Source organism: Polaromonas sp. AET17H-212 (genome assembly GCF_002379085.1).
In the GTDB taxonomy this organism is placed as follows: Bacteria; Pseudomonadota; Gammaproteobacteria; order Burkholderiales; family Burkholderiaceae_C; genus Polaromonas.
In genome coordinates this window covers 381823-392752 of record NZ_NBZW01000002.1, presented here as the reverse complement: position 1 = coordinate 392752, position 10930 = coordinate 381823, and the positions used below count along the sequence as shown (strand labels likewise).

Annotated in this window: 10 protein-coding genes; 1 reads left to right on the top strand and 9 read right to left on the bottom strand. The window is 67.5% G+C overall.

The window, feature by feature from the left end:
* Window positions 1-951: succinylglutamate desuccinylase/aspartoacylase family protein (locus B7G53_RS04060; RefSeq protein ID WP_096663923.1), on the top strand; the 951-nt coding region annotated here is incomplete at its 5' end.
* A gap of 78 nt (window positions 952-1029) precedes the next feature.
* Here B7G53_RS04060 and B7G53_RS04055 read toward each other — a convergent pair.
* Genes B7G53_RS04055 through B7G53_RS04015 form a run of 9 tightly spaced genes read right to left on the bottom strand, consistent with a single transcriptional unit; the run spans window position 1030 to window position 10919 of the window.
* On the bottom strand, window positions 1030-1536 hold the full coding sequence (locus tag B7G53_RS04055; protein WP_096663796.1) for a DUF2127 domain-containing protein: 507 nt from the start codon (window positions 1534-1536) through the stop codon (window positions 1030-1032).
* Window positions 1537-1567: 31 nt separating this feature from the next.
* Window positions 1568-2434, bottom strand: a complete 867-nt coding sequence (locus tag B7G53_RS04050; protein WP_096663793.1) for an isocitrate lyase/PEP mutase family protein — start codon at window positions 2432-2434, stop codon at window positions 1568-1570.
* Window positions 2431-3825 (bottom strand): FAD-dependent oxidoreductase, encoded by a 1395-nt coding sequence (locus tag B7G53_RS04045; RefSeq protein WP_096663790.1) that lies wholly within the window; start codon window positions 3823-3825, stop codon window positions 2431-2433. The genes B7G53_RS04050 and B7G53_RS04045 overlap by 4 nt, the downstream gene beginning before the upstream one ends.
* Window positions 3822-4424 (bottom strand): cysteine hydrolase family protein, encoded by a 603-nt coding sequence (locus B7G53_RS04040; RefSeq protein WP_096663787.1) that lies wholly within the window; start codon window positions 4422-4424, stop codon window positions 3822-3824. The genes B7G53_RS04045 and B7G53_RS04040 overlap by 4 nt, the downstream gene beginning before the upstream one ends.
* A gap of 7 nt (window positions 4425-4431) precedes the next feature.
* Window positions 4432-6483 (bottom strand): hydantoinase/oxoprolinase family protein, encoded by a 2052-nt coding sequence (locus tag B7G53_RS04035; RefSeq protein ID WP_096663784.1) that lies wholly within the window; start codon window positions 6481-6483, stop codon window positions 4432-4434.
* The gene (locus tag B7G53_RS04030) at window positions 6480-8198 is read right to left on the bottom strand and encodes a hydantoinase B/oxoprolinase family protein (protein WP_176491277.1); all 1719 of its coding nucleotides are present in this window, start codon (window positions 8196-8198) and stop codon (window positions 6480-6482) included. The genes B7G53_RS04035 and B7G53_RS04030 overlap by 4 nt, the downstream gene beginning before the upstream one ends.
* On the bottom strand, window positions 8195-8701 hold the full coding sequence (locus B7G53_RS04025) for a LeuD/DmdB family oxidoreductase small subunit (RefSeq protein WP_096663776.1): 507 nt from the start codon (window positions 8699-8701) through the stop codon (window positions 8195-8197). The genes B7G53_RS04030 and B7G53_RS04025 overlap by 4 nt, the downstream gene beginning before the upstream one ends.
* Window positions 8698-9975: a 3-isopropylmalate dehydratase large subunit gene (locus B7G53_RS04020; RefSeq protein ID WP_096663773.1), complete on the bottom strand. Its 1278-nt coding sequence runs from the start codon at window positions 9973-9975 to the stop codon at window positions 8698-8700. The genes B7G53_RS04025 and B7G53_RS04020 overlap by 4 nt, the downstream gene beginning before the upstream one ends.
* Complete coding sequence (locus tag B7G53_RS04015; protein ID WP_096663770.1) at window positions 9972-10919, bottom strand: tripartite tricarboxylate transporter substrate binding protein; 948 nt, start codon at window positions 10917-10919, stop codon at window positions 9972-9974. Before B7G53_RS04015 ends, B7G53_RS04020 begins: the two co-directional genes overlap by 4 nt.
* Window positions 10920-10930: the final 11 nt, after the last annotated feature.

Sequence of the window (10930 nt, the reverse complement as noted above, 5' to 3'; positions counted from 1 at the left end):
CACCTACCCACCCACACCTTCCACGGCCTGGCCCCCGGCCCGAAGCTCTTGGTGCTTGGCGCGGTGCACGGCAACGAGGTCTGCGGCGCAAAAGCCATCGCGCAGCTGTTGCAAGACATCGACAGCGGCCAACTGGCCATCGAACGCGGCACGGTGACCTTTGTGCCGGTCACCAACCCGCTGGCCTACCAGCGCAAACAGCGCACCGGCGACCGCAACCTGAACCGCAACATGGCGCCAAGTGCGATTCCGCAGGATTTTGAAGACCGCATCGCGAATGTGCTGTGTCCGCTGCTCGATGCGCATGAAGTGCTGCTGGACCTGCACTCCTTCCACACCGGCGGTGCACCGTTTGTGATGATCGGCCCGCAGAACAACACGGGCACGCTGGAGCCCTTCAACCAAGCCGAACAGGAAATGCAGCTGGCCCTGTGCACCGGCGCTCCGCGCATTGTCGAAGGCTGGCTGGACACCTATGCGCGTGGTGTGCAGCGCCGTGCGGCAGCGCCGGTACCTGCAGGCTCGGCCCGCGCCCAGACGCTGGTGACCAACCCCAACTACGGCGTGGGTACCACGGAGTACATGCGTTCACGCGGCGGCTACGGCGTGACGCTGGAATGCGGCCAGCACGACGATCCGCAGGGGATTGAGGTGGCGCGCCACGCGATTGTGCAAACGCTGGCACTGCTGGGCATGGCATCCCTGCCGCTGGAACCCTTGCCTGCCGAGCGCGAGATCCTGCGCCTGGTCGATGTGACAGACCGCGAGCACGCGGGCGACCGCTTCAGCCGCGAGTGGCGCAGTTTTGATGCGGTGCAGGCCGGTGAGGTGATTGGTGTGCGCTACAGCGGCGCCGAGGTAAAGGCGCCGCATGACGGTTTTGTGGTGTTTCCCAACCCGCGCGCCGAGCCGGGGCAGGAGTGGTTTTACATGGCGAGGCGCCGGGGCTGATTTCAATCAAAAAGTGCCCGCAACCCAATAAACACGAGCGCTAGCAGCTATGATATCAGGAGCATTGACGGCCCAAGATCAGGCCTCAGGGTGGCCACCACGCTTTCGACGTTGAAGCAACGCCCAGACCATGAGCGCCACAATGACCAGGTTGAGCATGAGCAGCAAGGCGCCATGCCAGCTTGGCCGGCGCAGCAGTTCGGCAATTTCAAACGGAACATAGATGCCGCCGCTGACCGCCGCCAGAACCTCGGCCCAGGCCTTCTCTCCGTAGAGACCCCAGGCTTCGACAAAACGCACCAGCGCATACAGCGCCGCACCGGCGGCCAGCAGCATCAGCCGGCTGTCGTGCAGGTTGGACGCGGCTTCCAGAAAAATCTGCGGGTAACGCGAGGCCGGGTTCAGGTGCCAATGTTCAATGAGCCTGGCCGCCGCGGCGTGCACGTCGGTGTGGATCAGCAGCAGCAGGCCGCTGCCGGCCACCAGCACGACCGCGCCCTTGAAGGCCTCGAACAGCGCAACCGTCCTGATCGCCGCAGAACGGGCTCTGGCGGAAGTTTGCGGGCCAAGTTCGGGAGCGCCCATGATGTTTCAGCGTGTGCAGCCTCAAGCCTGCTTACTCGTAACGCTTGCCGGCCGCCATCAGCTCGTCCGTGCCGATGACCTGATTGAGCCCGTCAAAGTCCAGCATCTGCTTTTGCCACGGCGCGGTGGTCTGGTGCTGGTGCAGGCTCGCGTAATAACCTTGCAGCGTGTGCGTCACGGCGCGCACCGTGCCGCCGGGGAAGATAACGATGCGGAAACCGCGTGCGCCGAGTTCGGTGGCGCTTTGCACCGGCGTCTTGCCGCCTTCGACCATGTTGGCCAGCATGGGAATGCGCTGCGCAAAACGGGCGCAGGCCGTGTCCATCTGCTCGGGCGTGCGTAATGCCTCGATGAACAGGGCATCGACGCCGCACTCAAAATACCGCTCGGCGCGCTCCAGCGCCGCGTCCAGGCCCTCGACGGCAATGGCATCGGTACGCGCCAGGATCAGCGTCTCGGCGCTGGTGCGAGCATCGAGCGCGGCCTTGAGCTTACCGACCATCTCCTGCACCGGCACCACGGCCTTGCCGTCGAGGTGGCCGCAGCGTTTGGGAAAGGTCTGGTCTTCGAGCTGGATCATGGCGGCGCCGGCGCGCTCGAAACCCCGGACCGTGCGCATGACATTGAGCGCATTGCCAAAGCCGGTGTCGGCGTCGACGATGACCGGCAGGCTCACACGCTCGGTGATGCGGGCCAGCGTGTCGGCCACTTCGGTGAAGGTCGTCAAGCCCACGTCAGAGCGGCCCAGGCGCGTGTAGGCGATCGAGGCGCCTGACAGGTAAAGCGCCTCGAAGCCGGCCTGCTCGGCCACCAGCGCGCTGAGCGCGTCGTAGACACCGGGGGCCAGCACGGGCCGGGCTTGCGCCAGGCGCTGCTTCAATGAAAGCTTGGGGTTCATGGCTTGGTTTCCAGTAACGTGGCCGCGCTGCGCGCCGCGATGTAGCCGCCCGCAATCGCGCTGAGCAGGCCGTTGCCCGAGAGATAACCCCAGACCGCGTTGCCCGAGACACCGCGCGCGGCGCCGCCGGCGGCCAACAGATTTTTTAACGGGCTGGCGTCTTCGTGCAGCACGTGGCACTGAGCGTCGATGTCGAGCCCGCCCTGGGTGTGAAACAGCGCGCCTGTCACCTTGACGGCGTAGAAAGGTGCTTGCAGCGCACGTTTGAAGACGCGGCCGTCGGGCGCCGCGGCGCCAGGGGCCACAGCCGCCAGCGTGGCGTGCAAGGCGCCGACATCGCAGCCGATCAGTGCGGCCAACGCCGCCTCGTTATCGCAGCGTTTGAGGGCGCCGGCGGCTTCGGCCTCGCGGAAATCGGGAAAGCTGCGCGCGAACGTGAGCAAGGCCTCGTCGAACACATTCCAGGCCACGCTGCCGGGCTGGGCCAGCACCTGCACGGCGGCTTCCGAATAACCGCCGGTTTCGTCGTGAAAGCGCCGGCCCAGCGCATTGATCTGCAGCGCGCCTTCCATCATCAGCGCCCACGAGATCAGCGCGCCCTGCGGCACGGCCCAGGAGCCGTGGCCCTGGTAGCCGCCGAGGTCGGCCAGGCGCGCACCCAGCGCGCGGCCCCAGGCGATGGCGCTGCCGTCGTTGCCGGTGTGGCCGGCAAAGGTGGCGCCCTTCATCTCGGGCAAGAGCTGCTGCACCATGGCCGCGTTGCCGCCAAAGCCGTTGCAGGCCAGGACCAGCACGTCGCAGGACAGCTGCTCCAGCGTGCCGTCGGGCCGTTCGTAGGCGACGCCCAGGACTTCATCGCGCGCATTGAGCCAGAGCTCGCGCACCAGCGCGCGGGTCACGATGGGCACGTCGGCCGTTTCGGCGGCCTGCTGCAGGCGCGCCATCAGGCCGGCGCCGGTTTTTTCGGGCACGGCGTGCATGCGGTGCCGGCTGTGGCCGGGGTAAAGGAAATCGTCGAGCAGCACAAAGTCCAGCCCGTGGCGCGCCTGCAGGGCGTCGATCGCCGGGCCGATCGCCTCGGCATAAGCCGTGGCCAGCTGCGGAGCCGCCGTGCCATGGGCCTTGGCCTGGATGTCGGCCGCAAAACGCTGCGGGCTGTCGTCAATGTTTTTGGACTTCTGCACGCGCGTGTTGGGTGCGGGCACAAAGCCCGAGGACAGCGCGGTCGAGCCGCTGGGCACGGCGTCGCGCTCGAGCACCACACACTCGATGCCGGCGTCACGCAGCATCAGCGCCGCGGTCAGGCCGCAGGCGCCGGCGCCCACAATCGCGACCGGCACATGGACCGGGGCATCCATGCGTTCGGCGCGGCGGATCACGGGCAGTGTCATGACAGCGACTGGATGAATTCTTCGCAGCGCATCACCTGCGCGATCGTGCCCATGTCGGCCAGCGAGGTCGCATGGACGTCGGGCTTGAAGGCCGCGCAGCCGTCGCTCAACACGATGGTGTGGTACTCGCGCATGTGGGCATCACGCACGGTACTGGCGACGCCGCCGTTGGTGACAATGCCGCAGACGGCCACGGTGTCGATGCCCGCATGGCGCAGCACCCAGTCGAGCTGGGTGTTGAAAAACGCCGAGTAGGCGACCTTGCAGACCGACACATCGATCAGCGGCTGCAGCTCGGCCACATTGGCCTGGCCGGTGCTGCCGGGGGCGAAGTCGCCGCGGCGCAGAAACGGGCGCAAGGCTTTGAGATGCGGCGAAACCATGGGTTCGCCCTGGGCATCGGGCCAGAGCGTGAACTGGCTCGCCGCCACCAGGCCGCCGCCCGCCTTGAGTGCACGCACCACGCCGGCCACGCGGCCGGGCAGTTCACGCGCGGCCGCGCTGGCCGCGCCGCCGCGCGCATAGGCCCCGTCGGGCGCGAGGAAATCGTTTTGCAAATCAACGATGATCAGTGCGATTTTTTTCGGTGAAGTTTTCATGGTGGTATCAGGAGGGTTTGACCAGCAGGTTGCCAAAGCTGTCGACCGTCGCGTGAAAGCCGGGCTCCAGCCAGACCGTGGTGTCGGGCTGCTCGAGGATGGCCGGGCCATCGATGCGCGCACCCACCGGCAAGTCGAGGCGCGGGTAACGCACCGCCGCCCACCAGCGCCCGGCGTGGAACACCTGCTGCTCACCGCTAGGCTGCGTCGAGCCGGCGCCCGTCGGGGCCAGCACCGCGAGGTCGAACTTGGGCCGCACGCCGATGCGGGCGTAGCGCAGGTTCATGACACGGATCGCGATGCCACCCAGCACGCGGCCAAAGGCGGCGAGGTAAGCCGCTTCAAACGCGGTTTGAATCACTGCCGCGGTAATCAGGTCCACCTGCGTCACCGGCAAAGGCACTTGCACCGTGTGGGTCTGGCCCGCGTACAACATGTCCAGCGCAATGACTTGCTGCACCTCGGAGAAACGCACGCCGGCCGAGTCCAGTCGTTGCTGGCAGGCCGCCGCGACGCTGGTGATGCGCTGGCGCAGGTCGGCGATGTCGAGCTCGGCCAGGCCTTTGTTCAGGGTCTGCACCGCATCGTGCCGCATGTCGGCCATCACGCAGCCCAGCGCCGAGGTGACGCCGGGGTAACGCGGGACGATGCCGGTGGTTACGCCGACTTCGCGCATCATGGCGCACACATGCAGCGCGCCGCCGCCGCCAAACGGCATGTAGGCAAAGTTGCGCGGATCATGCCCGCGTTCGATGGACACCACGCGGATCGCGCCGGCCATCTTGGCGTTGGCCACCGTCAAAATGGCCTCGGCCGCCGCCATCACGTCCAGCCCCAGGAGCTGCGCCACATGTTGCTCGATGGCGGCGCGCGCCTTGCCGGCGTCCATGGCCGCGAGCAGACCGCCACCCAGCGGGCGGTCGGCGGCGATCCGGCCCAGCAGCACGTTGGCGTCGGTCACGGTCGGGCGGGTGTTGCCGCGGCCGTAACAGGCCGGTCCCGGGTTGCTGCCGGCCGACTCGGGGCCGATCTGCAGCATGCCGCTGGCATCGACCGAGGCGATGGAGCCGCCACCGGCGCCTATGGTCTCGATCTGGATCATGGGTGAGCGCACCACCATGCCGAACTCGATGGAGGTCTGCGCCGACAGCGCCGCTTCGCCCTTGGCGACCAGCGACACGTCAAACGAGGTGCCGCCCATGTCGCCGGTGATGGCGTTGGGGAAACCGGCCGAGCGGGCAATCGCCGCGCAGGCAATCACGCCGGCCGCCGGGCCCGACAGCGCGGTGCGCACCGGCACGTCGCAGGCGGTCTGGCGCGACATCACGCCGCCGTTGCTCTGCACGATCAACAACTCACCGGCAAAACCCTGGCTGCGCAGATCCGACTCCAGGCGCGTGAGGTAGCTGCCGACCACCGGTTGCAGCGCGGCGTTGAGCGTGGCCGTGGAGCAGCGTTCGAACTCGCGGATCTCGGGCAGGACCTCGCTGGCAGCGGTCACATGGGCGTTGGGCCAGAGCTCGCGCACGGCCGCGACGGCGGCGCGTTCATTGGCCGGGTTGGCATAGGTGTTGATGAAGAAGACGCAGACCGCCTCGCAGCCCGCGGCCAGCAGGGCTTGCGCCTGGGCGCGAACCTGGTCCAGGTCCACGGCGGTGTGGATACTGCCGTCGGCCAGCACGCGTTCATCGACCTCGAGCCGCAGGTCGCGCGGCACGATGGGCTCGAAGCTGCCGCGCAACCCCCAGGTCTGCGGCCGGTCGCGCCGGCGCATCTCCAGCACGTCGCGAAAGCCGCGCGTGGTGATGATGCCGGTGCGCGCCACCTTGCGCTCGAGCAGCGCATTGGTGCCCACCGTCGTGCCATGCACGATGGTGGCGATGCTGGCCGCGGAATCGGCGACGCGGGCCACGCCGTTCATGAAACCGCGCGCCTCCTCGCCGCGTGTGGAAGGCACCTTGACGATGCGCGCGCTGCCACTGGCTTCGTCCAGCACAAACAAGTCGGTGAAGGTGCCGCCGACATCGACGCCGACGATCAATTGCCCGGCGGTGCTCATGCGCCCTCCTTCTTCGCGGCGCCTGCCGTCACATAGCCGAGCGCCTGATCGCGCTCACGCGAACCCTGCAAGCGATCCGCAGGTGCGCCGAAACCGCCGCCGCCCGGTGTCTGCAGGCGCACGCGTTCGCCTTTTTTCAGCTTGATGCCGACCATCTTGGAGACCATCGGGGGTGTTTTCCATTCATTGTTGTTCTCGTAGCTGAAGACATTGACCGCAGCCTCGCCACCGCCCGCAATGCCCTTGGGCGCGGACTTGCCGCGCTCGCCGAAGATGAAGACCTCGGCGTCCTGCTCGAGCAGTTCGATCTCGTAGTTCGCGCCCAGTCCGCCGCGGTACTGGCCGTCGCCGCCGGAGTCGGCGCGCAGTGACCACTCGGTGAAACGCACCGGGTACGCCGCTTCCAGAATCTCCAGCGGCGGAATCGTGGCGGTGGAGATCGGCGCATTGCCGTGGCTCAGCCCGTCGCCGCCCGAGTGGCCGCCGTGGCCGCCGCCGAAGAAGCTGAACATCACCCAGCGCTGGCCCTGGCGGGCCGCATCCGTGCGGTGCCCGGCGATCGACAGCGCGTTGATGGTGCCGTAGGCCTGGGCCACGGCGCGTGTCGGATCAGCCTGCGCCGCCGCGCTGAAAATCACGTCGATCATGCGCAAGATGGTTTCGGTGTAGCCGCCCACGGGCCGCGGCCGCGCCGCGCTGATGACCAAGCCGTCGGGCAGCACGAAGTCCACCGCGTCGAGCACGCCGGCATTGGCCGGCACGTCGGGAAACAGGTGCTTGAGCGCCACATAGCAGGCGGCAATCGCCGTGGCGCGCGAGATGTTGACCGGGCCGGCGCACTGCGGCGAAGTGCGCGAAAAATCGAGTGTCATGCGTTCGCCCTGCACCGTCATGTCGAGCGCAATCGTCAACGCTTCGTCCTTGACGCCGTCGTTGTCCAGGATGTCACCGAAGGAGTAGCGGCCATCGGGCAGCGAGGCAATGTGCGAGCGCATGAGGCGGACGGCGCGCGCGCGCAGCTCACCCATGGCCTGCAGCACCAGCGCGTCGCCATACTCGTCGAGCAGGCCATGCAGACGGCGCACGCCGAGCTCGAGCGCGGCGAGCTGGCCGTTGAGGTCGCCCCAGAGGCTGTCGGGCAGACGGGTGTTGGCCTGCAGGATGGCCAGCACATCGGCGTCGAGTGCACCGGCGCGCACGATGCGCACCGGCGGAATCTGCACCGCTTCTTGCCAGCACTCGGTGGCCGCCGGGTTGTAGTTGCCGGGCACCGCGCCGCCCACGTCATGCCAGTGCGCGGCCGAGGCCAGGTAACAAAACAGTTTGCCGCCGCGAAAAAAGGGCCGCACCAGCTTGAAATCGTTGGCATGGGTGCCTCCCTCGTAAGGGTCGTTGAACAGCCAGGTGTCACCGTCGGCCATGCCGTCGGCCGGATCGCCGGGCGCGCTGCGCTCGCGCGCCACCCGGGCTGCCGCGCGCACGGCAAAGGCCATGGCGCCGACAAACACCGGCAGGCCCGACTTGCCCTGCACCAGCGTGTCGCCCGAGCCGGCGTCATACAGGCCGTGGCAGGCGTCGTGCGCCTCGGCAATGATGGGGTTGAAGGCGCTGCGGTACAGCGTGGCGTCCATCTCGTCGGCGACCTGCTCCAGCCGGCCCTTGAGGACGGCCAGGGTAACGGGGTCCATCACCGGCCCAGTGGAAATATCAGTCATTGAACAGGCTCCTTGCCAAATCGGATTCGCAGTTGGTTCATCAATCCGCCGCTGCGTGCCATGTCCAGCAGGAAGTCGGGGATGGGCTCGCAGGTCAGGCGCTCGCCAGCGCCTGAAATCACCGCGAGATGTGTGGTATCGAGTGCGACCTGCTCGGCTTCCTGCAAACGCTCAGCCTCCGGACAGGTCAGCAGCAGCAGGCCCACATTGAAGGCGTTGCGGAAATACAGGCCGCTGAACGACGGGGCAATCACCGCCGCCACACCAAGCTTGACCAACACGGCGGCCGCCTGCTCGCGCGAGGAGCCAATGCCGAAGTTGGAGCCGGCCACGATCACGTCGCCCGGCCGCACCTGGCCGGCGAATTCGGGGCGCACGGATTCGAGGCAGTAGGTGGCAATCTTGTCGATGCCGTGTTTCATGGCATGGCCGGGCGCCAGCACGTCGGTGTCTATGTCGGCACCGAGCTTCCAGACACGGTGGGTGGCCGCCGCCTGCGTCATGCCAGCACCTCACGCGGATCGGTGATGACACCGCGCAGCGCCGAGGCGGCCACGGTGTAGGGTGAGGCCAGGTAGACCTGCGCGGTCGCCGAGCCCATGCGGCCCTTGAAGTTGCGCGCCGTGCTCGAGATCACCGTGGTGTTGTCACCGATGGTCTCGCCATAACCGGCGCAGGCGCCGCAAGCGGTAGGAAACAATTCGGCGCCGGCATCAAGCAGCACCTGCAGCACGCCCTCTTCGCGCGCGGCGTTCTGGTCCTTCTGGCTGGCCGGCGCCACCATCAGGCGCACGCCGGTCGCCACGCGCTGGCCGCGCAGCACCTCGGCGGCGGCGCGCAAGTCGTCGAGCTTGGCGCCGGTGCAGGCGCCGATGTAGGCCACGTCCACCGGGGTGCCACTGTAGCGGCCCACCACATCGGCATTGGCCGGGCTGTGCGGCGCGGCCACAAACGGCGCCAGAGTGCCGGCATCGAATTCGTGGCGGGTCAAAGCAGCGCCTTCATCGGTATGCCAGCCGCTCGTGTCGGGCGTCGGCGCACCGGCCGCCGCCAGCCACGCCGTTGTCGTTTCATCAGGCGCGATCAGGCCCGCCTGCGCACCCAACTCGGCACTCATGTTGGACAGCGTCATGCGCTCCTGCATGGCCAGCGCCTTGACGGCAGGGCCGGCAAACTCCACCGCCTGGTACTGCCCGCCGTTCATGCCGAAGCGGCCAATCATGTGCAGCATCATGTCCTTGGCGGTCACGCCTTTTTGCAGGCGGCCGCGCCAGTGCATCTGCAATGTCTGCGGCACACGCAGCCAGATCTCGCCGGTCACCACCACGCCCAGCATCTCGGTGCTGCCGATACCGAACATGTAGGCGCCGAACGCCCCGCCGGTGGGCGAATGCGAGTCACCACCGACACAGAACATGCCGGGCCGGATGTGGCCGTGCTGGGCCACCACCACATGGCAGATGCCCTGGCTGTCGTACACATGGGGCAGGTCCTGCTCACGCGCCCAGTCGCGCGCAATGCGTACGATCTTGCGCGACTCGTCGTCACGCTCGGGCACGTAATGGTCCATCACCAGCACCACACGCGACTTGTCCCAGATCTGCGCGCCGAGTTCTTCCAGCATGGGCTTGAGCCGGCGCGGACCGGACGAGTCGTGGAACATCGCCAGATCGACCTTGCAGGTCACGATGTCGCCGGGCGAGACCGACGACCGTCCGGCCGCCCGGGCGATCAGCTTTTGGGCGAGGGTCTGCGGCGCAGGTGCTGGCGTGTTCATTCCGGTTTGGCTCCCGAAAACTTCACCACCCTGGCCCAGCGCTGGATTTCGCCCTGCACGAACTTCGAAAATTCTTCCGGTGAATTGCCGACAGCCTGCGCGCCTTCGGCATCGAGCCGGCGGCGCACCTCGGGCGCGGCAATCGCCTGCCGCGCGGCATCGCTGATGCGTTTGGCCAGCTCGGGCGCCATGCGTGCAGGGCCGAACAGGCCGAACCAGGCGCTCGACTCGTAACCGGGCAACACTTCGGCAATGGCGGGCACGTCCGGAAAAGCAGGCAGGCGTTTGGCGCTGGTCACGCCCAGCGCCTTGAGTTTGCCGGCCTTCACCTGCGCCTGGGCGTTGCCGATCGCGGCAAACATCAGTTCGACCTGGCCGGCGATCACGTCCTGAATCGCCGGCGCGGTACCGCGGTAGGGAATGTTCACGATGAAGGCGCCCGACTGCATCTTGAACAGATCGCCCGCCAGATGCAGCGATGAGCCCACCGCACCGATGGCAAAGTTGAGCTGCCCCGGTTTGGCCTTGGCCAGGGCAATCAGCTCGCGCACGTCTTTGGCCGGCACCGAGGGGTGGGCCACCAGCACCGAGGGCGAGGTCGCCACGCAGGTCAGCGGCGTGAAGTCGCGGATCGGGTCAAACGGCAGGGAGGGGTACAGCGAGGCATTGATGGCGTGGCTGGTGAAACTCATCAACAGCGTGTTGCCATCGGGCGCGGCCTTGGCCACGGCCTCGGCCGCGATATTGCCGCCGGCGCCGGGCCGGTTTTCGACGATCACCACCTTGCCCAGCAAGCGCCCCAGTTCGGTGGCCAGCGTGCGGGCCAGCGTGTCGGTGGAGCCACCGGCCGGTGCGCCGACCAGGATGCGGGTGGGCAGAGCTTGCGCAGACACTCCGGCCGCCAGCAGAGCCGCAGACGAAAGCAAAATCTCACGACGTTTCATGTTCAGACTCC